The sequence below is a fragment of the Paraburkholderia sp. J8-2 genome, from assembly GCF_905220195.1.
Lineage (GTDB): Bacteria > Pseudomonadota > Gammaproteobacteria > Burkholderiales > Burkholderiaceae > Paraburkholderia.
This window is the reverse complement of the sequence record NZ_CAJMZA010000127.1, coordinates 1-415: the sequence shown is the minus strand read 5'-3', so window position 1 is coordinate 415 and position 415 is coordinate 1. Positions and strand designations below refer to the sequence as shown.

General features: G+C 67.0%; 1 pseudogene. It reads left to right on the top strand.

What is annotated here, in order from left to right:
• Window positions 1-415 (top strand): annotated as a pseudogene (locus U5A52_RS43110) (heme utilization protein); the annotation flags it as partial.

Genomic DNA, 415 nt, shown 5'->3' with positions numbered 1-415 from the left:
CTGAGCACGGGCCAACTCGCGGCGCTGAGCTCGACGCAGGTGCGCCAGCTGAATTCGGCTGACCTCAAGGCGTTGAGCACGAGCCAGCTCGTGAACGGCCTTGGCACGGCAGGCATCGCTTCGCTGACCAGCACGCAGGTGCAGTCGCTGACCACGTCGGCGCTGAACGCGCTGAGCACGGCGCAGCTGGCAACGCTGGCAATCGCCTCGCTGACGACGGGTCAGGTGGCAGGTCTGAGCACGGGCCAGCTGTCGAGCCTGATCTCGAGCCAGGTGCAGCAGCTGGGTTCGGCGGACATCAAGGCGCTGAGCACGAACCAGGTGGTGAACGGTCTGGGCTCGGCAGGCATCGCAGCACTGACTTCCAGCCAGGTTGCCCAGCTCGGCACGGCCGACCTCCACTCGCTGACCACGA